The sequence below is a fragment of the Aeromonas sp. 600276 genome, from assembly GCF_049175815.1.
In the GTDB taxonomy this organism is placed as follows: Bacteria; Pseudomonadota; Gammaproteobacteria; order Enterobacterales; family Aeromonadaceae; genus Aeromonas; species Aeromonas dhakensis.
In genome coordinates, this window is record NZ_JAAKVU010000001.1 from 276,686 (window position 1) to 297,064 (window position 20,379).

Consider the following 20,379-nt stretch of genomic DNA (forward strand, 5'->3'; position numbering starts at 1 on the left):
ACCCGCCGATTGGCGGGTTTTTTTGTAGGAGGCAGGCGGGGCATCAGGTGTTGAGGAAGCAGGGCAGCGAACGGCTGAACTTGTGCTCGAACACCAGCGAGGTCTCCAGATGCACCACCTCCTCGCGGGAAGTGAAGTGATCGAACACGAAGTTGCGCAGGTGTTCGGTGTCAGAGACGCACAGATGCACCAGGAAATCATCCTTGCCCCCCATGTGGAACAGGCTGATCACCTCGGGCAGCGCCAGGATGGCATCGCGAAACGCATCGATGATCTGGCGGCTGTGGCGAGCCAGCTGCAGGGAGACCATGGCCTGGATGTGACCCCCCAGCGCCTGGTAATCCACCTCGCAGTGGGCGCCCTTGAGCACCCCATCCTGCTGCAGCTTGCGCACCCGCTCCAGACAGGTGGACGGTGCCACCCCGACCAGCGCGGCCAGATCTTTGTTGGTCATGCCCGCATCGCGAAACAGATGGGCCAGGATATCCAAATCCAGTTGATCCAGGTTTCTCATCTTTACTCCTTGAACCGCTCAATTTTTTAGACTCTGCCCGTAAACCGGGCTGAACACAACGCAGATTGACATCGGGGCCGCGCCCCCTATGCTTTGGCGCACTCAAAAACCGGTTCACGCCCGCCGTCACTGGCTTCATAAGGAGCTTCATGCACCCCTCCCACCCCTTCTGGAGCCAGGAGGTGCCGCGCCTCGACGGCCAGCTGCTGCTGACCCCCTGCCCCGGCACCCAGCAGGTCGCGTTGCCGCTGGTCCTCGATCAGCTCAGGCTGGCCGGCGCCCGCGCCGTCATCACGCTGATGACTGACGCCGAACTGGCTCGCCTCGAGCTGGCCCACTTGGGCGAGACGGTCGAGCGCGAGGGATTGCGCTGGTTTCACCTGCCCATCGAGGATGACCAGGCCCCCGACGCCACCTTCGAGCTCGCCTGGCAACAGACGCTGCCGCAGCTACTGGCCCTGCTGCGCGAGGGGCAGCACCTGGCCATCCACTGCAAGGGCGGCAGCGGTCGCACCGGGCTGGTGGCCGCCGCCCTGCTGATGAGCCTGGGCCAGCACCGACAGGAGGCGATGGCCGCCATCAAGGCTCACAGACCCAAGGCGTTCGCCCTGGCCTGCCACCGCCAATGGCTCGACCAGCTGGCCGAGCGGCTGGATCAGTACGCCTGATTACTTGCCACCCTGGTCGTAGGTGAAGACCTTGCCGATATCCTCCACCCGATAGCTGGTGAGCTGGTAGACGTAGTAGTTGAGCCAGTTGGCAAACAGCAGGTGGCCGTGGCTGCGCCAGCTGGCGCGCGGGGTCTGGCTCGGGTCGTTGTTCGGGTAGTAGTTGACCGGAATGACGGGCTCAAGCCCGGCGGCCAGATCCCGCTGATACTCGCCATCCAGGGTCAGCGCGTCGTATTCGGGATGGCCGGTGACGAACACCTGGCGACAATCCTTGGTGGCCGCCAGATAGACACCCGCCTCTGCCGATTCGGCAAAAATCTGCAGATCTGTGTTGGCACGGATAAGATCTCCGTCAAACGCCGCATAACGGGAGTGAGGCGCCACAAACTCGTCATCGAAACCGCGCAGCAGCGGCTCGTGTTCATCGAGCCGGTGGTGACGATAGACCCCGGAGAGCTTCTCGCCGTGGGTCTGCTTCTCCATGCCGTACAGAGCCTTCAGCGCCGCCTGCACCGCCCAGCAGAGAAACAGGGTGGAGGTGACGTGCTGATGGGACCACTCGATGATCTCGACGACACGCGGCCAGTAGACCACCTCCTCGAACTCCACCAGCCCGAGCGGCGCCCCGGTGATGATCATGCCGTCGTAGTTGTTGCCCCGCACCTGTTCGAAGTCGTGATAGAAGTTTTCCAGGTGTGCCTGGGGGGTGTTCTTCGACTCCCGATCGTCGATGCGCAGCAGATCCACGTCCACCTGCAACGGCGAGTTGGAGAGCATCCGCATCAGCTGGATCTCGGTCTCTATCTTCTTGGGCATCAGGTTGAGGATGAGCACCCGCAGCGGGCGAATGTTCTGGGTGACGGCCCGGGACTCCGTCATCACGAAGATGTTCTCCTGCCCCAGCACTTCGGCGGCGGGTAACTGATCCGGGATCTTGATCGGCATGCTTACTCCCTGTACTGCATCGGTAAATATGTCTGGACATCCAGAAGCCTATAATAAAGCGACTACCCTGTCATCAGATACCTTTTGTATTCACCCCCACCTTTGACTAGCATACGGCTCAATGTGTCTCTCGCATCCAAGACAATGACAGGTATCAAGATTTCAGTAGACCGGCTGCAAGTCGGCAATTACGTCTCTCTGCCACTTGGCTGGCGCGAACACCCCTTCCTGTTTTCCAGCTTCAAACTCAAGAACGAAGAGGAGATCGAGCTCATTCGCCGGCTCGGTCTCAAGCTCGTGACCATCATCCCGGACAAGAGCGACGCCCCGCCCAAGCCGCTGAACCAGGTTCAGGCCCAGCCGCAGGAGGCGCCAGACACGGCCCAGCGTCAGGCCGAGATGCAGCAGGAGAAGGAGCGCCGCATCGAGCAGTTGCAGCAGTACCGCCGCGACCTGCAGCAGTGCGAGAAGCAGTTCCAGCAGTCGCTGGCCCAGGTGCGCAACGTGATGGGCAAGATCCAGTCCCGCCCCCTCAACGCCATCGGCGAGGCGCAGGAGCTGATCAACGCCATGACCGAGCAGCTGCTGTCGGTGGACGAGATGGTGTTGCACCTGGTCTCCGACAGCGAGGATGGCAACAACCTCTACTTCCACTCCCTCAACGTCAGCGTGCTCAGCATGCTGCTGGCCAAGGAGTGCAACATGTCGGCCGACGAAATCCGCCGGGTCGGCATGGGGGCCCTGTTCCACGACATCGGCAAGCTGAAGATCCCGAGCCAGATCCTGCGCAAGACCGAGCCGCTGACCAAGCCCGAGCGCAACCTGATGGCCCAGCACCCGCGCTACGGGCTGGATCTGCTCAACCTGGCCAAGGACTTCCCGGCCGAGGCAAAGGGGATAGTGCTGCACCACCACGAATACCTGGACGGCAGCGGGCCGGAGGGGCTCAAGAAGGGGCAGCTCGACCCGCTGACCCAGATAGTCTCGCTGATCAACGAGTACGATAACCTCTGCCACATGCAGGCCAAGGTGCCCTACTCGGCCCTGAGCGGCCTCTACAAGCAGCGCAAGGCCCAGTTCAACCCGGACTACCTCGGCATGCTGATCCGGCTGATGGGGATCTACCCGCCGGGCAGCGTGGTGCAGCTCTCCAACGGGCAGGTGGGGCTGGTGATGTCGGTCAACACCTCCCGCCTGCTCTACCCCTCGGTGCTGGTGTACGATCCGCGCATTCCGCGCCAGGAGGCGGCCATCATCGATCTGCAGCAGGCCGAGCTCTCCATCGCCAAGGTGATCCATCCCAAGCGGCTGCCGCCGGCGGTGTTTGAGTACCTCAACCCACGCACCCGCATCAGCTACTACTTCGAACACAACAAGCCCTGATTGACCCGGCCACCCAGGTGGCCGGCCCAGCCCCACCGCCAGCCCCGAGGAGCCCTTCATGCGCATCGAAATCATCAGCACCGGCGACGAGATAGTGACGGGCCTGGTGGTGGACACCAACGCCGCCTGGCTCAGTGCCCTCCTGCTGGAGCAGGGCTGGCAGGTGCGCCGCCGCGTCACCGTGGGGGACAACCTCGCCGATTTGAAAGCCGTGCTGCAAGAGAGTGCCGCCCGCGCCGAGGTGGTGCTGGTGTGCGGCGGGCTCGGCCCCACCGCCGACGACCTCACCGCCCAGGCGGCGGCCGAGGCCTTCGACCAGCAGCTCACCCTGTTCCCTGACTGGCTCGCCACTATCGAAGCGCGCTACGCCAGCCGTGGCCGACCCATGCCCGCCAGCAACGCCAAGCAGGCCTGGCTGCCGCAGGGGTGCGAGATCCTCGACAACCCGGTGGGCACCGCCTGTGGCTTCCTGGTGCAGGCGGGCCCAAGCCGGCTCTTCTTCACCCCGGGCGTGCCGTTCGAGTTCAAGCAGATGGTGCGCGAACAGATCTTGCCGCGCCTCAAGGCGCTGGCTGGCGCGCAGACCGACACCGAGCTGCGTCGCTTCTACACGTTTGGCGTCTCGGAGTCGGCCCTCAGCGACATGCTGGATGCCGCCCCCTGGCCCGCCGGCATCGAGCTGGGCTACCGCTCCTCCATGCCGCTCATCGAGCTCAAGCTCATCGGCCACGGTGCCAGCACGGCGGACATGGACGCCGCCGAGGCACGGCTGCTTGCGGCCATCGAGCCCTGGCTGGTGGGACGGGGCGACGAGGAACCGGCGCGGCAGATCCTGGATCTGTTGGGAGAGAGAGCGCTGACGCTGCTGGAGGGGGAGAGCCGGGGCGCCCTGCTGGCCATGTGTCACGAGCACCCGGCCCTGGCGGCCGGCTTCAGCCACACCCTGAGCAGTGACCTGATGCAACTGGCGGCGCCTGCGGCCCCTTTGAGCCTGACCTTGGGCCGGGCAGGCCCGGACGGCGTGCCGCTGCTGCTTTGCGCCGGCGGGCAACTGCACGGCCAGACCCTCAAGGTCAGCCACCCGGATCCCGACAGCGGCCGCCGGATCCTCGCCTTCGCCGCCCTCGACATGCTGCGCCGCCACCTGCTGGGGCTGCCAGTGCTCGGCGACTACCGTACCCTGACCCGCACCGCCAGCCGTTAACAGCCAGCAGCCGGCAGCCGGCAGCCGGCAGCCAGGCTCTCACCCCTCGCGGGGCATCAATCCAGACTCTTCTTGAAGCGATGGGCGGCCAGGGTCAGCACCAGCAGGGTGAAACCCGCCAGCCAGAGCACGTCCGGCAGCAGCTCGGAAAGCTCGCCACCGCGCAGCACTATGCCCCGGATCAGCCGCATGAAGTGGGTGGCCGGCAGCACCTCGGCAATCCACTGGGCCGGCAGCGGCATCCCCTCGTAGGGGAACATGAAGCCCGACAGCAGGATCGAGGGCAGCAGGATGAACACCGTCATCTGCATCGCCTGCAGCTGGGTCTGCGCCAGGGTGGAGATGAGCAGCCCCAGGGTCAGACTGGCGGCGATGAACAGCAGGGTCGCCAGCAGCACCTGGCTCAGGGCGCCGTTGATGGGCACCGCGAAGATGAAGTGGCCGAGGCCAAGGATGATGGCCACCTGGATCAGCCCCACCCCGATATAGGGCAGGATCTTGCCCAGCATCAGCTCCATCGAGCTGACCGGGGTGGTGATGAGCAGCTCCAGATTGCCGCGCTCCCGCTCCCGCACTATGGCCGCCGAGGTGAACATGATCATGGTCATGGTGAGGATCACCCCGAGCAGGCCGGGCACTATGTTGACCGCCGAGCGGCGCGCCGGGTTGAAGTAGAGCACGGTCTCGAAGGTGGGCGGTACCGGCTTGAGGTCGGGTTTCAGATCGGAGAGCGGCATGTTGCGAAGGCCGAGCAGGGCGCCGGCGATCATGGTATCCGAGCCATCCACCAGCCACTGACCCGCCGTCTCGCCGGCGCTGAGCCGACGACTCAGGTCGGCGGGCAGCACCAGCACGGCGCGCACTTCGCCCCGGGTCAGCGCCGCCTCGGCCTGCTGCACCCCGACATATTGCTGCTTGATGTGCACCACCTGGCTCGCCTTCACCGCCTCCACCAGCAGCCGGCCCGGCACGGTCTGGCTCATGTCGACCAGTCCCACCGGGATCTGGCGCACGTCGGTGTTGATGGCGTAGCCGAACAGCAGCAGCTGGATCAACGGGATCATCACTACCATGCCAAAGGTCAGTCTGTCTCTGGCCAGCTGGCGCAGTTCTTTCTGGGTAATGGCCAAGAGCCGTCGCAGACTGTTCATCGATTCGCTCCTGCAGGCTGGCGAAGTACTTGCCGGGTCATGGCCCAGAGCCCTTGCCAGCCGTTCATGCCCTCGGCTCCTGACCGGTGCAGCTGACGAACACATCCTCGAGGCTCGGCCTGACCAGCGCCAAGGTGGCACCAGCCAGCGCCGGACAGGCCTGCTGCAGCCAGGCCACCGGCTCCGCCAGCTCCTTGTCCACCAGCACCCGCAGGCGCTGGCCGAGCTGGGCGGCGGAGCGCACCGGCGCCAGCTGCACCAGTTGCTGCTTGAGCAGCCGCAGATCGGCAGCCTGCACCTCCACCACCCGGGTGCTCATGGCATCCATCAGCGCCTGTGGCGCCCCCTGGGCCCGCACCCGGCCCGCCTCCATGATGGCCAGCTGGTGGCAGCGCTCCGCCTCGTCCATGTAGTGGGTGGTGACCAAAATGGTGGTGCCCTCTTCGCTCAGGTCGAACAGCTTCTCCCAGAAATCGCGCCGGTTCTGCGGGTCCACCGCCGAGGTGGGCTCATCGAGCAGCAGCAGCGCCGGCTGGTGGATCACCGCCGCCGCCAGCGCCAACCGCTGCTTCTGGCCGCCGCTCATGGCACCGGCCCGCTGCCGCGCCAGCGGCGCCAGCTCATAGGTGGCGAGCAGCTCGTGCAGGCGGGCGGCCAGCCCGGCGCCCCCCAGACCGTGGATCCGCCCCATGAACTCCAGGTTCTCCCAGCAGGTCAGTTCGTCATAGAGGGAGAACTTCTGGGTCATGTAGCCGATCCGCCGGCGCAGGGTCTCGGCCTCGCGGGGGATGCTCAGCCCCAGCACTTCCACCTCCCCCGCCGAAGGGGTGAGCAGGCCGGTCAGCATGCGCAGGGTGGTGGACTTGCCGCAGCCGTTGGGGCCGAGAAAGCCGTGGATCTGCCCCTTGGGCACGCAGAGATCCAGCCCGTCCACCGCCAGAAACTGGCCGAAACGGCGGCTAACTCCCTCTGCCCGGATCGCCAGCTCACTCATGGCCGGCCCCTGCACCGGCAGGCTCGGCCTGCAGCGGCAGACCGCTCGGCAGATCCTGCGCCGTCGCCGGCAGATCGATCTCCGCCAGGTAGACCAGCCGGGCCCGATCCCGCTCATTGAGGGCGTAATAGGGGGTAAAGGCCGGTTCTTTCGAGATCCAGCGCAGCCGACCGGTGAAGGGCTCGGTCACCCCGTCCACTCGTACCAATACAGAATTGCCGACGCCATAGCCGGCGAGGGAGGGCTCGGGCACATAGACCCGGGCATAGGGGGCCTGGTCCGCCTGGATCGCAGCCAGCACGGCACCGACCGCCACCCGCTCGCCGAGGTGATAGGGCAGGCTGTCGAGCCGGCCGCTGCGGGTGGCGACGATGGAGAGATCCGCCAGCTCCCGTTCGGCCAGCGCCACCTCGGCGGTGGCGGCCTGCAGGGCGGCCTGCGCCTCGTCGATATCTTCACGCCGCACGCCCCGCGTCAGCTTGTCGAGCTGCTGGCGCGCGCCGTCCTGCTCGGCCAGGGCGCTGTCGCGCTGGGCGCGGGCCTTGTCGAGATCCGCCGGGCTCACCAGCTTCTGGCGCACCAGCCGGTCGACGCGCTCGAAGTTGCGCTCGCTCTCCCTGACGGCGGCCTGCGCCTTGTCGAGGCTGGCCCGGGCGGCAGCGATGTCTTCCGGCCGCTCGCCATTGGTCAACCGGGCGAGGGCGGCCCGTGCCTGGGCCTCCCGCGCCCGCGCCTGGGCCAGCACCGCCTGCTGGCGCCTGTCATCAAGGCGGGCCAGCAGGGTGCCCTCCTGCACCTGGCTGCCCTCTGCCACCGGCAGGGCGCGGATGATCTCGCCAGCGGTGGCGGTGAGCAGCACCCGATCCCGCTCCAGGGTGCCGAGGGCGGTGGCGGGGGCCTGCGGCTGGCAGGCACTGAGCAGGCCCGTCAGGGCCAGAGGCAGCAGACAATGACGCAAGGTTGACACTCCTTTCGCGGTGGGCGACGGCCAGTGGTGGCCTGCAGACGGACTCCCGGTGCCGTCAGCATACTCGCTGTTACTTTTCATTTCCTCGCTCCAGTTCACCCATTTGTGCTTAGCTCATTGACCAAAAAGGAGAAATGTCTGGATACTGCAGACCAGCACTATGTTGATCATCAGCATTTTTAACAAGATGCCGATTAACTGGAAACAGGCAGCCGTCCCGACAGGGATGCCAGCGAGGGAAGGGATCCGGTGTTAAGCACAGAGTGGTTACTGTTGTCAGCCGATATGGAATACGCCTGCCTGCGCATCGCGCCGGGGCTGACCAAACCCATCTCGGAAAACGATATCCAGGCCCTGCTGCTGGCCTCCAACTGCCGCCGCTATCAGCCGCTGGCGGAGGGGATCAAGCAGGCCATCAGCCTGCTCAACACCCTGTTCAATGATCCGGCCGCCCCCCTGCCCGGCAACCCGGTGCCCATCGCCCAGCGCCACGATGCCAGCGTCCTGCTGCTGGTGGAGAAGGATCGGATGAGCGCCACCGCCCAGATCACCGCCGACTGGGGCGGCAAATACCTCACCAGCGAGCAGCTGGAGCAGGCGATCCAGGCCAGCGAGATCAAGCAGGGGGTGCAGCCCCAGCTCATCGCCGCCGCCGTGCTGGCGGCCAAGGAGGCGACGCCAGGCACCCTGCTCAGGTTGCCGGTGGCGCAGGGCAAGGCCGCCGTCAACGGTCAGGACACCCGCTTCGAGCGGCTGGTGGAGACCCCGGCCGAGCGCATTCTCAAGCCCCAGGAGCTGGATCACGGCCGGGTCGACATGCGCGACCTCGGCACCATGCTCACCGTCAAGGCCGGTGCCCAGCTGATGCGCCGCCACCCGGCCACCACCGGCGTGCCGGGCTTCACCGTCACCGGCCAGGAGCTGCCCGCCAAACATGGCAAGGAGAGCCCCATGGTGGCCGGCGAAGGCACCTTCATCTCGCCGGATGACCCCAATCTGCTGTTGGCCAGCCGCCCGGGCCTGCCGCGCCAAGAGAAGAGCGGCATGAAGGTGGACGATGTGCTGAGCGTCAAGCAGGTGGATATCCGCCATGGCCACATCATCTTCGAAGGGGCGCTGATCGTGGCGGGGGACGTCACCCCCGGCATGAAGGTCAAGACCAGCGGCGACGTGGTGATCGGCGGCTTCGTGGAGGGGGGCTACATCGAATCGGGTGGCACCATCACGGTGCGCAACGGTGTCATTGGCCGCAAGCTGGAACAGAGTGACGAGTTCCTCTGCCACCTCAACGCCCAGGGGGAGATCCACGCCAGCTATGCCCAGTACGCCAAGCTGGAGGCTGGCGGCGACATCCACGTCCTGACCCAGCTCAGCCACAGCTACAGCCGCAGCGGCCAGGACCTCAAGGTGGGTGACAGCGCCATGCGCAAGGGCCACCTGCTGGGGGGCATCAGCATCGCCAACCGCCTCATCATGGCGCCGATCCTGGGGGCCTCGGCCCACAACCAGACCCGGCTGCAGATCCTCGGTGGCTACTTCACCCACAAGGAGCAGGAGCAGGCGCTGCGCCAGCGCAAGCAGGAGTGCCGGGAGCAGCTGGACAAGTTGCAGGACCTGCTGCTCAAGCTCTTGCAGCTGCCGAGCGACAAGCGTAATCCCCAGACCCTGCAGAAGATCAAACTGATCCGGGTCCAGCGCCTCGAGGAGAGCAAGCAGCTCGACGAGCAGCTGGAGGCGGCGCAGGAGGAGCTGCAGAAACTGATGGCGGAGATGGACATCATCGCCACCCAGCACGCCTTCCCCGGGGTCGAGGTGGAGATGGCCCACCACCACTACCGGGTCGACATAGAGCACGGCCCCATCCACTTCGCCATCCGCGAGGATCTGCTGCAGCTGACCCCTTACGAACCCCACAAGTGAGCGCCGCCGCCCCCGTCGTACACCTCCGGCCGTGATCCGGACGGTGAATTTCGCTACACTCCCTCTCCCATTGGCCCCATAGTGCGGGCCAGCCAGACTGCAGGATAGTGAGAGATGTACAAGCTGATCGCATTGGATATGGATGGCACCCTGTTGAACTCCCAGGGCCAGATTTCCCCCCGCACCTATGCGGCCATCGCCGCCGCCCGCGCCAGGGGAGTCACGGTCGTGCTGGCCTCCGGCCGCCCGCTGGAGGGGATGAGCCGCTATCTGGCCGAGCTCGGCCTCACCGGCCAGGATGACTACGTCATCTGCTACAACGGCGCCCTGGTGCAGCAGGTGGCCGATCAGCGTATCATCCGCAGCCAGCTGCTCACCGGCAGCGACGCCAGCGCCATCGCCGCCCTGGCCGACGAGCTGGGCGTCAACGTGCACGGCTTCTCGGTCAGCCAGGGGCTCATCAGCCCCAGGGTCAGCCCCTACACCGAGCACGAATCCCGCCTCATCGGCATGCCCATCAAGCTGCTGGACTTCGCCACCCTGCCCGCCGACGAGCAGATCCTCAAGGTGATGATGATCGATCCCGAGCCGCTGCTCTCCCCCGCCATCGCCAAGCTGCCGGCCGAGCTCTACCAGCGCTATACCGTGGTGCGCAGCGCCCCCTACTTCCTCGAGTTCATGAACAAGCGGAGCAACAAGGGGACCGGCGTCGCCGCCCTGGCCGAGCACCTGGGGCTGGATGCCTCCCAGGTCATCGCGGTGGGGGATGCAGGCAACGATCACCACATGATCGAGTACGCCGGGCTGGGGGTGGCCATGGGTAACGCCACCGACGACATCAAGGCGCTGGCCCAGCACACCACGGGGCGCAACGATGAAGACGGGGTCGCCCAGGTGATCGAGCGTTTCATCCTGAACGCCTGACGCGACAAGGGGCCTGCGGGCCCCTTTTGCTGTCCGGGTCTGTCTGGCTACGGGGCCACATGTTTAATATATCCACCACAACAATACCCTCCCCTCGCTTCCCCTTCGCTAAAGCCCCCTTTTAATGGGACTCAAGCCAGCCGAGCGCAGAATATATTTAACATTTTGGCATCATTTCGTTTGACATATTGAACGGCCTTGGCAGACTGGGATCAGGATCCAGGCTGTCGTTGCCCAGGCTGACCGACGATTCTGGCACTGCGGCACGACCCCGATCCCACGACCATGCCTTGAGGCATGCCCTTGCGCCGGCAAGGGTCTGCCCAAGGCGCAGGACCGCTAAGGACAGCCAAGGTGAATCATGACTCGCAGCACCCACACCCCGCGTAAACCCGTCGTACTGATGACCATGGGCGCCCAGCCCCGCAATGGGCACGCCTATCAGGTGATGACCCACAAATACATTCAACCGCTGGTAGAGATCAGCGGCTGCGTCCCCCTGCTGGTGCCCACCTGCTGCGGCACCGAGGATCTGGCGCAATATCTGGATCTGGCGGATGGGGTCTATCTGAGCGGCGCCGGATCCAACATAGATCCAACCCTCTACGGCCAGGAGAACCTCACCCCGGAGAAGCAGCAAGACAGAGACAGGGATCTGTTCGACATGGCGCTGGTTCGCGCCGCCCTCGACCGCGGTCTGCCGATCCTCGGCATCTGCCGCGGCATGCAGGAGATCAACGTGGCGCTGGGGGGAGACATCCACCAGAAGGTCTACAGCGAGCCGGGTTATGACGATCATCGGGAGGATGCGGACGATCCGGTGGACGACCAGTATGGTGAGAGCCATCAGGTGACACTGGTGCCGGGCAGCTGGCTGGCGGAGCTGATGGGACAGCCGTCGATCCCGGTCAACTCGCTGCATGGGCAGGGGATCAAGACCCTGGCCAAGGGGCTGGTGCCGCTGGCCCATGCCGAAGACGGGCTGATCGAGGCGATCCACGCCCCCTCCCTCTCCCCCTTCCTGCTGGCGGTGCAGTGGCATCCGGAGTGGAAGGCGAGTCAGAACCTTCACTCCATCAAGATCTTCGAGGCTTTTGGCGACGCCTGCCGGGCCCGCCTGACCGGCGTCTGACGACGCCGGCTAGTCGCCGAACCCGCGCGCCTTGAGCTTGGGCAGCGCACCGCGAGACGGGCGCAGGGTACGGCACACATCCATTCCCTTGAGCCCGCGCTGGATGTGATCCGGCGTGTGGCCAAACACCATGCCGTTGCTGCGGTAGAGGGCGTTGTCGTCCAGCTCGAACAGCTCGCCGCCGATCAGCAATTGCTCGCGGCCGTTGACCATCTTGCCGCGCTTGAGCGGCAGCGTCATGTCGCTCAGCACCTCGCCGGTGGCGCACCCCTCGCGCCAGCGCGCCTCGTCTGAAAAGGGGGTGATGGCGATCTCGCGCCAGGATCCATCACGAAACTCGACCCGATACTTGTCGGCCAGCTGATCACAACCCACCAGCAGCCAGGCCCCGGCAATCCAGGCCACCTTGCTCCACTTGCGCACGCGCTCCACTCCCTTGTCAGACAGGTGCCCAGCATAAAGAAATTGCCTCGACCCCGCACCCATTTAGCGGATTGAAACCAACTATGCTGGAAATAACCAATGATAAGGGGCTGCTATGTTTGGCGATAACCTCGTTGCGCTACCTACCATGCTGTGGATTGGCGACCACCCGTTCTGGACCCTGCTGACCCTGTTCCTGCTCTTCACCCATTTCCTGCGCAGCCCGGGTCGCCGCCGTGAGCTGGTGAGCGAGCTGGGCTTCGTGATGATAAGCCTGGTGGTGATCCTGCTGATCCAGCTAGAAGGCGGCTGGTTTCGCCTGCCCCTGCCCCGCCAGTGGCTGGTGGAGATCTCCAGCCTGCTGGCCGGGCTGGTGCTGGTGAAGATCTGGGGGATCCTGCTGTTCCAGTTTCTGCTGCCCCTGTGCCAGATCCGCATCCCGCGCATCATCGCCGACATCGTCATCACGGTCGGCTACATCGGTTGGTGCCTGTTCCGCCTCTACGCCTCCGGCATGGCCCTCGGCGAGATCGTCACCACCTCCGCCGTCATCACCGCCGTCATCGCCTTCTCCATGCAGGACACTCTGGGCAACCTGCTGGCCGGGGTCTCGATCCAGCTCGACAACTCCATCGCCATCGGCGACTGGCTGCAAGTAGAGACCACCCAGGGCCGGGTGGTGGAGATCAACTGGCGCGCCACCACCATAGAGACCCGCAACTGGGAGACTGTGGTGATCCCCAACAGCCACCTGCTCAAGCAGCGCTTCACCGTGCTCGGGCGACGCCGCGACGCCCCCCTGCAGTGGCGCCGCTGGGTCTGGTTCGACATCACTCTGGACACCCTGCCCACCCAGATCATCGCCCTGGTGGAACACTCACTGCGGGAGACCCGCATCCGCAACGTCTCCGCCAGCCCGCAGCCGGACTGCCTGCTGATGAACGTGGAGAACGGCATCGCCCGCTACGCGGTGCGCTACTGGCTCACCGATCTGGCGGTGGACGACCCCACCGACTCGGCGGTGCGCACCCTGATCGATGCCGCCCTGCGCCGCAACGACAGACGCCTCACCCCGCCCATCTTCAACGTCTTCATGACCTCGGATCAGGATCACAAGGATCAGCGCCACAAGCGCCATACCGCCGAGCGGACCGATACCCTGCGCCGCCTGCCGCTGTTCGCCATGCTGCAGGAGGAGGAGCTGCTGCGGCTGGCGGATCAGGTCAAATTCGCCCCCTTCGTCAACGGCGATCGGATGCTGAGCCAGGGGGAGATCTCCGGCTGGCTGTTCGTGCTGGTGAAGGGGGATGCCCAGATGCTGGTAGAGGTGGAGGGGCGCGAGCTGCCGCTCGGCACCCTCAATGCCGGCGACTTTTTCGGTGAGTTGAGCCTGCTCACCGGCGAGCCCAGCCCATTCACGGTGCGGGCCCAGGGAACCGTCGAAACCTATCGCATCAATCAGGCCATGTTCCAGGAGCTGGTGGCCCAGCGCGGCTCCCTGCTCGAGCCGCTCTACAAGGTGTTGAGTGCCCGTCAGCAGGAGCAGCAGGAGCTGCTGGCGCGGGAGGCGGAGGCCATGAAGCAGATCGCCCCGCCACGGGATCTGCTGGACAAACTGATGGCGCTGTTTGGCGGGCGATGACGTAGCATGGGAGCCCATACTTTCCATTCGAGACGTGTTTCATGCTGCTGACCGCGCTGGCCCTGAGCGCCACCCTGCAATTTGACTGCCCCGCCACCATCGAGACCCGCCAGCAACTGCTGGGCACGACCCGGGGGTGGCAGGCCGTCACCCGCAACGAGCTGGGGGAGCAGCACCAGCCTCTTCGCCACCGGCTGGAGAACCTGGCCCTGTTCGACGGCGACCCCGACGAGCGCGCCCAGCTCAAGCCGGACAACGGCGACAGCCACGCCATCCACTACTGGAGCCTGGATCGCCACAATCCGCGCCCCTTCTATCTGGTCTGCCACTACCGGGAGACCGCCATCACCCTGCAACAGGCGCTGCCCGCCGGGCTAGGCTACTGCCGGGTCAACCAGCCCGCCCCTTACGATCTCCGTGGTCTGATTTGCCGCAGCGAGTGACTGCTTCTGCATGACCGTGTGACGGTTTCGACCAGCAGTGAATGAGCGGTCGACATGGGATGCATGTCGGCTGTGAACTGGCGGCTGTTGAGGTCTGACTAGAGCAGCAGGTCGGCCAGCTCGCCCAGCGCGGCCAGCTCCACGTCCGGCAACAGTTGCAGCTGCTCTCCGGGTTGCTGATGCTCATTGAGCCAGGCGGCCTTGAAGCCGTGCAGCCGGGCCCCCAGCACGTCGGTCTGCGGGTGGTCCCCCACGTGCAAAATGCGGTCGGGGGCGAGCCCCAGAGCCTTTTGCACCTGCACGAACATGTCCGGCGCCGGCTTCATCCTGCTGCCAAGACCAGCCTTGCAGACCAGGGTGAAGTAATCCGCGAGGCCAGCCTGGGCCAGATCCAGGTTGCCGTTGGTGATCACTGCCAGCGGGTAGCGTGCCGCCAGCCGGGCCAGCAGGGCATGGGTCTGGTCGCTTACCTCGATCTTCGAGCGCTCGGCCAGAAACGCGGCGAACACCGACTCAGCTTCCTGCGCGGCCCGGGTCTCGGCCATGCCTCCGGCCATCAGCGCGGCCTGGATGCCGTGCCGGCGCGCCAGGCTGACGTCGTCGCGCAGCGCAGGTTGTTCCAGCAGCAGGTTGCGCTTGAGCTCCAGCCAGCGCGGCTTGTCCAGCATGGCGGTGGCCAAGTATTCGCTGCGCAGATAGGTCAGCATCCACTGCTCGGCCCGCTCGATGGCTGGGCCGTTGTCATAGAGGGTGTCGTCGAGGTCAAACGAGATGGCGGCCACCGGCTGCCAGCGGCGATAGAACTGCATGGTCTCTCCTCTTGTCGGGGCCGACTACCCGGCCCCCGTCATTCGTCGTCCGGGGTTTCGGGATCCCGCTTCGCCCGTGGGTGGGCGCTGTCATACACCTTGGCCAGGTGCTGGAAGTCGAGGTGGGTGTAGATCTGGGTGGTGGAGAGATCGGCGTGCCCCAGCAGCTCCTGCACCGCCCGCAGATCGCCGGAGGACTCCAGCATGTGGGTGGCGAAGCTGTGGCGCAGCTTGTGGGGATGGACATGGGCGTTGAGCGCCTGCTTGTTGCCCCAGCCGTCGAGCCGCTCCTGCACCGAGCGGGCCGACAGGCGCTGCCGGCGCTTGGAGACGAACAGCGCCTCCTGCTCGTCGCCGGCCAGCAGGGGGCGCAGCTTGAGCCATTTTTGCAGCCACTCCACCGCCATCCGCCCCACCGGCAGCACCCGCTCCCGCGAGCCCTTGCCAGTCACCCTGAGCTGGCGCTCGTCGAGCTTCACGTCCGCCAGATTGAGCCCCACCAGCTCGGCGAGGCGCAGGCCGGAGGAGTACATCAGCTCCATGATGGCGCGATCCCGCACCGCCAGCGGATCCTGCTCGTCGGTGATGTTGAGCAGCTGGTACATCTCGTCCACGTCCAGATTCTTGGGCAGCGGCCGCCCCTGCTTGGGGGTGACGATGCCGCGGGCCGGATTGGCGACCAGCCGCCCCTGGCGCACCTGCCAGTCACAGAAGCTGCGCAGGGCGGAGACCTTGGTGGCGAGCGAGCGGGGCGCGAGCCCGGCCTTGTGCATCCGGGTCACCAGGCTGCGCACCTGACTCGCCTCGAGCCGGGCCCAGTCATCGACCCCGAGCTTCACCAGCTCGGCGGTCATGGCTTCCAGATGGGCCTGGTAGTTGCTGCGGGTGTGGGGGCTGAGCTGGCGCTCGACCCGCAGGTATTCGATGAAGGCCGCGAGCTCCCCCGCCAGCGCGGCCGGCAGGGGCTCGGCGGCAGGCGCCGCCTTGGCGGGGGGGCTGGCCGGCGTCTTAGCCACGGGCCAGCTCGGGCAGGCGCAGCTGCAGCAGGCGGCCGAGCTGACCCAGCAGCAGGGTGTCGTTGTGGGGGGTGAAGTGACTCGGATCCGAGCTGGCGAAGGCCAGCACGCCGAGATCGCCGAGCCGCATCAGGGCCACCGAGTTGACCAGCACGTCGTGACCGAACAACGCCTGCTTCTCGCTCTGGTTGAGCCGGCCGAAGTAATAATCCTGCCCAGGCAGGCGCTGACCCAGCAACTGCTCAAGCTGTTTGCCCTCCGCCATGAACTTCTGCTCGGGGCCGCTCAGCTGGAATTTTTTCGGGCTGAGCCAGAGCCGCAGGCCGGTCAGTCGCAGCCGCTGCACGAACGCCTTGCCCATCACGGCGCTCACCTCGAACAGGCTCCGACAGCCGTACAGCTCGCCGTAAAGATCGGCATAGACCCGGAAGATCCGTTCGTTCTCGCTGGCGATCCCCATCAGCTCGGTGATCTCCTGCTCCAGCTGCTCGATGCGTTCGCGCTGGCGGTCAAGCTGGCGCTCCACCAGGGAGATGGCGCCCTTTTGTTCATGGGGAATGCGGATCCGGTCCAGCATGGCCGCGTGGCGCTGGAAAAACTCGGGATAACGGGCCAGGTACTCCAGCACTGTGGCTTCATCCACCAGTGGTTCCTGCCGTTTGAGTTCGCTCATAACTTGGTTGGTCCATCCGAAAAAGGGGCCAAGGGCCCCGACATTAGTGCTTGGCAGTGCGGGGGCTCCCCGCCCGTGCCTATAACTCTATCTGGCCGTCAAACACATGCTCGGCCGGCCCAGTCATGTAGACCGGCTGACCCGGCCCCTTCCAGGCGATGGTCAGCTTGCCCCCCGGCAGGGTGACGGTGACCCGCTCCTTGAGCTTGCCCTGGCTGATGCCGATCACCACGGCGGCGCAGGCGCCGGTGCCGCAGGCGAGCGTCTCGCCCACCCCGCGTTCGAACACCCGCAGCTTGATCTCGCTGGCGTTGACCGTCTCCATGAAGCCGACGTTGACCCGCTCGGGAAAGCGTTCATGACGCTCCATGATGGGACCCAGGGTCTCCACCGGCGCATCGGCCACCGAGGGCACCTCGATGACGCAGTGGGGATTGCCCATGGAGACGGCCCCGCACATCACAGTATGCTCCTGGGCCCGCAGCAGGTAGGTTTTTTCCGCCTTCTGGGCCCGAAACGGGATCTTGCCCGGCTCGAACTGGGGCACTCCCATGTTGACCGTGACCTGGTTCTCCCCCTCCAGCTGCAGCACGATGCGACCGCGCGCCGTGCTCACCGCGATGCGATCCCGGTTGATCAGCCCCTTGAGGCGGACGAAGCGGGCGAAACAGCGGGCACCGTTGCCGCACTGCTCCACCTCGCTGCCATCGGCATTGAAGATGCGGTAGTGAAAGTCGAGCTCGGGATCATAGGGCGGCTCCACCAGCAGCAGCTGGTCGAAGCCGATGCCGAAGTGGCGATCCGCCAGCTTCTTGATGACGTCATTGCTGAAAAACACCTTCTGGGTGACGCCATCCACCACCATGAAGTCGTTCCCGAGGCCGTGCATCTTGGAAAAATCTATCAACATCGTGCGTTCCTGTACCCTTGTTCACGCTCTCACCCGGAGGAACGCTTAGAGAAATCCATCAACCATCAGGGCAGCAAGTGCTCACCGCGCCAGAGATCCGCCAACTGCTCGCGCTCTCTGATGAGGAACGACTGCGCCCCGTCCACCAGCACTTCGGCGGCGCGCGGACGGGTGTTGTAGTTGGAGGACATGGTAAAGCCGTAGGCACCGGCGGAACGCACCGCCAGCAAGGATCCCTCGGCGATCGCCAGAGTGCGCTCCTTGCCGAGGAAGTCGCCGGTCTCGCACACCGGGCCGACCACGTCGTAAACCGCCTGCTCGTGGCTCGCGCGGCTGTCCACCTCGATGATGTTCATCCAGGCGCCGTAGAGCGAGGGGCGCAGCAGATCGTTCATACCGGCGTCAATCAGGGCGAAGTTGCGGCTCTCGCCCGGCTTGAGGTACTCGACCCGGGTCAGCAGCACGCCGGCGTTGGCGACGATGGCACGGCCCGGCTCGAACAGCAGGGTCAGATCCCGGCCCGCCAGCTTCTGCTTGAGCGCCTCGGCATATTCGCTGGGATGGGGTGGCTGTTCGGCGCCATAGTTGACCCCCAGGCCCCCGCCCACGTCCAGGTGGTGGATGTGGATGCCTTCCGCCGCCAGGCCGTCGATCAGCCGCAGCAGCTTGTCAGCCGCCTCCATGAAGGGATTCAATTCAGTGAGTTGCGAGCCGATATGGCAATCCACCCCGACGATCTCGATGTTGGCCATGGCCGCCGCCTTGCGGTAGATGGCGGGCGCCAGCTCGATGGGGATGCCGAACTTGTTCTGCTTGAGGCCGGTGGAGATATAGGGATGAGTACCGGCGTCGATGTCGGGGTTGACCCGCACCGAGACCCGGGCCTTCTTGCCCATGCTGCCCGCCACCCGGTTCAGACGCTCCAGTTCGGCTTCCGACTCCAGGTTGAAGCAGAGGATCTCTTTATCCAGTGCGAGGCGCATCTCGGCCTCGCTCTTGGCGACGCCGGAGAAGACCACCTTGGCCGGATCGCCGCCCGCCGCCAGCACCCGCGACAGCTCGCCGCCGGAGACGATGTCAAAACCTGAACCCAGGCGGGCCAGCAGGTTGAGCAGCGCCAGGTTGGAGTTGGCCTTGACCGCGTAGCAGATCAGATGGGGGATGTCGCCCGCCGCCTTGTCGAAGGCGTGCCAGTGGCGTTCCAGGGTAGCGCGGGAGTAGACGTACAGCGGGGTGCCATACTGCTCGGCAAGTTGTTGCAGCGAGGTGTGTTCGGCCTGAAGCTGGCCGTCGGCGTCGTAGTTAAAGTGATCCAAGGGGGCGGTTCCTTCCTAAATTAGTGCGGCGCGGCCTCTGGGGCTGCCTCGGCGGTCGCAGGCGTCTGTGCTTGCGGTGTACTCTGGGTCTGGGGCTGCTCGGGGGGTGGCATGTAGAGCGGTCCCGTCAGGCCACACGCGGCCAAACCAAGAGACAGAAGAGTGGCAAGCAGACACTTGGTAAGCTGGGTAATCATAATGGTTCGCTGCGAAAAAATTTTTGGCCCTCTATAATCGCACTCACATTGTTAAAAGCAACAGGATAAACCGATGAAGGATCACGAGTATCACGCCCTGACCGACGCCTTTTTCCAGTATGTGGAAGACACCATCGACGAGGGGTATCCGGATATCGACTGCGAACGCGCTGGCGGGGTCTTGACCCTGAGCTTCGAGAACAAGACCAAGGTCATCATCAACAAGCAGGAGCCCCTGCACCAGATCTGGGTCGCCACCCGCGAGAACGGCTTCCACTTCGAGCTGCAAGGGGAGAGCTGGATCGACAACCGCTTCGGCCACGAGCTCAAGACCCTGCTGAGCCAGGCCTGTAGCTCCCAGGCGGGCGAGCCCGTCCAGTTCCCATGATCGACCTGCACCCTGCCGATGCCCGTCATGCGGTGATCTGGCTGCACGGGCTGGGGGATTCCGGCGCCGGCCTGGCCCCCTTGGTGGATGCGCTGGCCCTGCCCGCCGACCTGCCGGTGCGTCACCTGCTGCCCGATGCGCCCGAGCGGCCCATCACCATCAACATGGGCTACAAGATGCGCGGCTGGTACGACATCAGAAGCTTCGAGGATCCGGCGGATCGCGCCGTGGAGTCCCACGTCAGGGAGTCTGCGGCCCGCATCGCCGCGCTGATCGAGCAACTGGTGGCCGAGGGCTTCGCCCCCGAGCGCATCGTGCTGGCCGGCTTCTCCCAGGGGGGCGTGATTGCCTCCTTCACCGCCCTGCGCCTGCCGCAGCAACTGGCGGGCCTGCTCTGCATGTCCACCTACCTGGCGGCGCCCGACGCCCTGCTTGGCGAGATGAGCGAGGCCGCTCGCGACCTGCCCATCTGCTACATGCATGGCATCTATGACGACGTGGTGAGCCTCTCCATGGGCTGGGACGCCAAGAACCGGCTGGAAGCGGCCGGGCTCTCCCCCGAGTGGCACGAGTACCCCATGCGCCACGAGATCTGCCGCCCGCAGCTCGACGACATCCGCCAGTGGCTGCTGGCCCGCCTCGCGGGCTGAGCCAGTTCCCGAATAGCCAAACGGCCTGCAGATGCAGGCCGTTTTCATTCGATATGGGCGATGATCCTGTGCAGCAGGGGGCCTAGACCAGGGCGCTTGCGCGCACG

General features: G+C 65.4%; 22 protein-coding genes. 10 read left to right on the forward strand and 12 right to left on the reverse strand.

All coding sequences use genetic code 11. The features are described from left to right. Window positions 1–43 precede the first annotated feature (43 nt). Window positions 44–514, reverse strand: coding sequence for an Lrp/AsnC family transcriptional regulator (locus G5134_RS01310; protein ID WP_005308292.1), 471 nt, complete (start codon window positions 512–514; stop codon window positions 44–46). Window positions 515–663: 149 nt separating this feature from the next. On the opposite strand from G5134_RS01310, the gene G5134_RS01315 reads away from it, so the two are divergent. Further along, complete coding sequence (locus G5134_RS01315; RefSeq protein WP_411587016.1) at window positions 664–1,182, forward strand: cyclin-dependent kinase inhibitor 3 family protein; 519 nt, start codon at window positions 664–666, stop codon at window positions 1,180–1,182. On the opposite strand, the gene metA is transcribed toward G5134_RS01315, so the two are convergent. Beyond that, window positions 1,183–2,130 (reverse strand): homoserine O-acetyltransferase MetA, encoded by a 948-nt coding sequence (gene metA, locus G5134_RS01320; RefSeq protein ID WP_005308287.1) that lies wholly within the window; start codon window positions 2,128–2,130, stop codon window positions 1,183–1,185. It lies immediately after the preceding gene. Window positions 2,131–2,274: 144 nt separating this feature from the next. Here metA and G5134_RS01325 point away from each other — a divergent pair, with 144 nt between their 5' ends. Continuing rightward, on the forward strand, window positions 2,275–3,513 hold the full coding sequence (locus G5134_RS01325; RefSeq protein ID WP_005308285.1) for an HD-GYP domain-containing protein: 1,239 nt from the start codon (window positions 2,275–2,277) through the stop codon (window positions 3,511–3,513). Window positions 3,514–3,571: 58 nt separating this feature from the next. Further along, window positions 3,572–4,717 (forward strand): competence/damage-inducible protein A, encoded by a 1,146-nt coding sequence (locus G5134_RS01330; protein ID WP_211049359.1) that lies wholly within the window; start codon window positions 3,572–3,574, stop codon window positions 4,715–4,717. Between the two features lie 56 nt (window positions 4,718–4,773). Here the strand turns inward: G5134_RS01330 and G5134_RS01335 are convergent, their stop codons facing one another. The 3 genes from G5134_RS01335 to G5134_RS01345 form a co-directional block, all read right to left on the reverse strand. Beyond that, entirely contained in the window at window positions 4,774–5,868 is a 1,095-nt protein-coding gene (locus tag G5134_RS01335; RefSeq protein ID WP_065018395.1) for an ABC transporter permease, read from the reverse strand. A gap of 64 nt (window positions 5,869–5,932) precedes the next feature. Next, a complete protein-coding gene (locus tag G5134_RS01340) occupies window positions 5,933–6,862 on the reverse strand; it encodes an ABC transporter ATP-binding protein (protein WP_065018396.1) in 930 nt (309 codons plus the stop codon). Next, window positions 6,855–7,829: an HlyD family secretion protein gene (locus G5134_RS01345; protein WP_082970161.1), complete on the reverse strand. Its 975-nt coding sequence runs from the start codon at window positions 7,827–7,829 to the stop codon at window positions 6,855–6,857. Before G5134_RS01345 ends, G5134_RS01340 begins: the two co-directional genes overlap by 8 nt. A 249-nt stretch (window positions 7,830–8,078) precedes the next feature. Here G5134_RS01345 and G5134_RS01350 point away from each other — a divergent pair, with 249 nt between their 5' ends. The 3 genes from G5134_RS01350 (at window position 8,079) to G5134_RS01360 (ending at window position 11,805) form a co-directional block, all read left to right on the forward strand. Beyond that, window positions 8,079–9,749, forward strand: a complete 1,671-nt coding sequence (locus tag G5134_RS01350) for a DUF342 domain-containing protein (RefSeq protein WP_065018398.1) — start codon at window positions 8,079–8,081, stop codon at window positions 9,747–9,749. Window positions 9,750–9,863: 114 nt separating this feature from the next. Next, window positions 9,864–10,673 carry a sugar-phosphatase gene (gene yidA, locus G5134_RS01355; protein ID WP_065018399.1) on the forward strand — a complete coding sequence of 270 codons (810 nt, stop codon included), beginning with the start codon at window positions 9,864–9,866 and terminating at the stop codon, window positions 10,671–10,673. 361 nt (window positions 10,674–11,034) lie between these two features. After that, the gene (locus G5134_RS01360) at window positions 11,035–11,805 is read left to right on the forward strand and encodes a gamma-glutamyl-gamma-aminobutyrate hydrolase family protein (protein WP_054543968.1); all 771 of its coding nucleotides are present in this window, start codon (window positions 11,035–11,037) and stop codon (window positions 11,803–11,805) included. 9 nt (window positions 11,806–11,814) lie between these two features. Here G5134_RS01360 and G5134_RS01365 read toward each other — a convergent pair whose 3' ends face one another. Further along, on the reverse strand, window positions 11,815–12,228 hold the full coding sequence (locus G5134_RS01365; protein WP_065018400.1) for a hypothetical protein: 414 nt from the start codon (window positions 12,226–12,228) through the stop codon (window positions 11,815–11,817). A 115-nt stretch (window positions 12,229–12,343) separates the two neighbouring features. Between G5134_RS01365 and G5134_RS01370 the strand changes: the two genes are divergently transcribed. Further along, window positions 12,344–13,870, forward strand: a complete 1,527-nt coding sequence (locus G5134_RS01370) for a mechanosensitive ion channel family protein (protein WP_054543967.1) — start codon at window positions 12,344–12,346, stop codon at window positions 13,868–13,870. A gap of 41 nt (window positions 13,871–13,911) precedes the next feature. Then, window positions 13,912–14,313: an STY0301 family protein gene (locus G5134_RS01375; protein ID WP_065018401.1), complete on the forward strand. Its 402-nt coding sequence runs from the start codon at window positions 13,912–13,914 to the stop codon at window positions 14,311–14,313. Window positions 14,314–14,411: 98 nt separating this feature from the next. On the opposite strand, the gene G5134_RS01380 is transcribed toward G5134_RS01375, so the two are convergent. The 6 genes from G5134_RS01380 to lptM all read right to left on the reverse strand — a co-directional run bounded on the left by G5134_RS01380 (window position 14,412) and on the right by lptM (window position 19,234). Continuing rightward, the gene (locus G5134_RS01380; RefSeq protein WP_065018402.1) at window positions 14,412–15,122 is read right to left on the reverse strand and encodes an HAD-IA family hydrolase; all 711 of its coding nucleotides are present in this window, start codon (window positions 15,120–15,122) and stop codon (window positions 14,412–14,414) included. 38 nt (window positions 15,123–15,160) lie between these two features. After that, window positions 15,161–16,138 (reverse strand): tyrosine recombinase XerC, encoded by a 978-nt coding sequence (gene xerC, locus G5134_RS01385; protein ID WP_065018403.1) that lies wholly within the window; start codon window positions 16,136–16,138, stop codon window positions 15,161–15,163. Beyond that, the gene (locus tag G5134_RS01390) at window positions 16,131–16,811 is read right to left on the reverse strand and encodes a DUF484 family protein (RefSeq protein WP_005308258.1); all 681 of its coding nucleotides are present in this window, start codon (window positions 16,809–16,811) and stop codon (window positions 16,131–16,133) included. The genes xerC and G5134_RS01390 overlap by 8 nt, the downstream gene beginning before the upstream one ends. A gap of 79 nt (window positions 16,812–16,890) precedes the next feature. Further along, window positions 16,891–17,721: a diaminopimelate epimerase gene (gene dapF / locus G5134_RS01395; RefSeq protein WP_005308255.1), complete on the reverse strand. Its 831-nt coding sequence runs from the start codon at window positions 17,719–17,721 to the stop codon at window positions 16,891–16,893. A gap of 65 nt (window positions 17,722–17,786) precedes the next feature. Beyond that, window positions 17,787–19,037, reverse strand: coding sequence for a diaminopimelate decarboxylase (gene lysA, locus G5134_RS01400; protein ID WP_005308254.1), 1,251 nt, complete (start codon window positions 19,035–19,037; stop codon window positions 17,787–17,789). Between the two features lie 20 nt (window positions 19,038–19,057). Further along, on the reverse strand, window positions 19,058–19,234 hold the full coding sequence (gene lptM / locus G5134_RS01405) for an LPS translocon maturation chaperone LptM (protein ID WP_115599465.1): 177 nt from the start codon (window positions 19,232–19,234) through the stop codon (window positions 19,058–19,060). Window positions 19,235–19,307: 73 nt separating this feature from the next. Here lptM and cyaY point away from each other — a divergent pair, with 73 nt between their 5' ends. Further along, window positions 19,308–19,622 (forward strand): iron donor protein CyaY, encoded by a 315-nt coding sequence (gene cyaY / locus G5134_RS01410; protein WP_005308252.1) that lies wholly within the window; start codon window positions 19,308–19,310, stop codon window positions 19,620–19,622. Then, entirely contained in the window at window positions 19,619–20,272 is a 654-nt protein-coding gene (locus G5134_RS01415) for an alpha/beta hydrolase (protein ID WP_017787392.1), read from the forward strand. Before cyaY ends, G5134_RS01415 begins: the two co-directional genes overlap by 4 nt. Window positions 20,273–20,379: the final 107 nt, after the last annotated feature.

Bases quoted from the DNA above. Each gene is read 5' to 3' on its own strand.
- G5134_RS01360 (WP_054543968.1), top strand. From the start codon at position 11,035: ATGACTCGCAGCACCCACACCCCGCGTAAACCCGTCGTACTGATGACC.
- G5134_RS01415 (WP_017787392.1), top strand. From the start codon at position 19,619: ATGATCGACCTGCACCCTGCCGATGCCCGTCATGCGGTGATCTGGCTG.
- G5134_RS01380 (WP_065018402.1), bottom strand. From the start codon at position 15,122: ATGCAGTTCTATCGCCGCTGGCAGCCGGTGGCCGCCATCTCGTTTGAC.
- G5134_RS01390 (WP_005308258.1), bottom strand. From the start codon at position 16,811: ATGAGCGAACTCAAACGGCAGGAACCACTGGTGGATGAAGCCACAGTG.
- metA (WP_005308287.1), bottom strand. From the start codon at position 2,130: ATGCCGATCAAGATCCCGGATCAGTTACCCGCCGCCGAAGTGCTGGGG.
- lptM (WP_115599465.1), bottom strand. From the start codon at position 19,234: ATGATTACCCAGCTTACCAAGTGTCTGCTTGCCACTCTTCTGTCTCTT.
- dapF (WP_005308255.1), bottom strand. From the start codon at position 17,721: ATGTTGATAGATTTTTCCAAGATGCACGGCCTCGGGAACGACTTCATG.
- G5134_RS01325 (WP_005308285.1), top strand. From the start codon at position 2,275: ATGACAGGTATCAAGATTTCAGTAGACCGGCTGCAAGTCGGCAATTAC.
- G5134_RS01330 (WP_211049359.1), top strand. From the start codon at position 3,572: ATGCGCATCGAAATCATCAGCACCGGCGACGAGATAGTGACGGGCCTG.
- yidA (WP_065018399.1), top strand. From the start codon at position 9,864: ATGTACAAGCTGATCGCATTGGATATGGATGGCACCCTGTTGAACTCC.
- G5134_RS01335 (WP_065018395.1), bottom strand. From the start codon at position 5,868: ATGAACAGTCTGCGACGGCTCTTGGCCATTACCCAGAAAGAACTGCGC.
- G5134_RS01375 (WP_065018401.1), top strand. From the start codon at position 13,912: ATGCTGCTGACCGCGCTGGCCCTGAGCGCCACCCTGCAATTTGACTGC.
- G5134_RS01370 (WP_054543967.1), top strand. From the start codon at position 12,344: ATGTTTGGCGATAACCTCGTTGCGCTACCTACCATGCTGTGGATTGGC.
- cyaY (WP_005308252.1), top strand. From the start codon at position 19,308: ATGAAGGATCACGAGTATCACGCCCTGACCGACGCCTTTTTCCAGTAT.
- G5134_RS01310 (WP_005308292.1), bottom strand. From the start codon at position 514: ATGAGAAACCTGGATCAACTGGATTTGGATATCCTGGCCCATCTGTTT.
- G5134_RS01340 (WP_065018396.1), bottom strand. From the start codon at position 6,862: ATGAGTGAGCTGGCGATCCGGGCAGAGGGAGTTAGCCGCCGTTTCGGC.
- G5134_RS01315 (WP_411587016.1), top strand. From the start codon at position 664: ATGCACCCCTCCCACCCCTTCTGGAGCCAGGAGGTGCCGCGCCTCGAC.